Origin of the sequence: Halolactibacillus sp. JCM 19043, from assembly GCF_001310395.1 — a bacterium.
GTDB lineage: Bacteria > Bacillota > Bacilli > Bacillales > Amphibacillaceae > Halolactibacillus > Halolactibacillus miurensis.
Map to the genome: position 1 here is coordinate 1 of NZ_BAXD01000086.1, position 852 is coordinate 852.

General features: G+C 33.3%; 1 protein-coding gene and 1 pseudogene. Both read left to right on the plus strand.

The genetic code is table 11. From position 1 onward, the window contains the following. Positions 1-79: 79 nt before the first annotated feature. The gene (locus tag JCM19043_RS15760) at positions 80-565 is read left to right on the plus strand and encodes a phage terminase small subunit P27 family (protein ID WP_062324003.1); all 486 of its coding nucleotides are present in this window, start codon (positions 80-82) and stop codon (positions 563-565) included. Further along, positions 562-852, plus strand: a pseudogene (locus JCM19043_RS15765) (terminase large subunit); the annotation flags it as partial. The gene JCM19043_RS15760 and the pseudogene JCM19043_RS15765, both read left to right, overlap by 4 nt.

Here is an 852-nt window from a genome sequence, read left to right on the forward strand (position 1 = left end):
TTGGTACCGTAGAGCGTAGCCCCAGTCAAGCGCACACAAAAATCCGTTTTTGAAATATTTTTTAAAGGAGGTGTAATTCATGGCTGGAAGAAAAAAACAACCGTTGTCTGTCATTCAAGGAAAAGGACGCTCAAATCATATCACCAAGGATGAGGCGAAGAAGAGACAAGCACAAGAAGAAGCTTTGAGAGGGCACACGGATAAAATAGAAGCACCAACTTATTTATTGAAATCCCAGAAGGATGAATTCGATAAAATTGCAAGTGAATTATTGAGAATGAATATTTTCAGTAATCTTGATATTGATTCTCTCGCTCGATATATCGATTCGAAGTATCAATACATTAAGCTAATAAAGTTACTCAGAAGAACAAAACCAACAGATGATTTTAAAGTATATGCTCAAATGCAAAGGAGTAAAAATCTACTTTTCAATGAATGTAGATCAGCCGCGAATGATCTAGGTCTTACAATTACATCTCGTTTAAAGTTAGTTATTCCAGAAACTGATGAAGGTTCTAAACCAAAAACAGAAGCAGAAAAAAGGTTTAGTGGTCGGCTATGAGTTTTTTGGATAGGGTTTTTAATTATTGTGATGATATTTTAAACGGTAATATCAAGGCAGGAAAAAAACATAAATGGGCAGTAAAACGCTTTTTAAGAGATTATCAAGAGTGTCAGTCAAATGATAGTCTTTTTTATTTTGATGAAAATGAACTAGATGATTTTTATTGGTTTAGTAGAGAGTTCAGGCATGTTGAAGGTATTTTAGCAGGACAACCTATTGAATTAGTTGATTTTCAATTGTTTATAGCCACTAATATTTTCTGTTTTAAGAAGAAAAGTAATGGT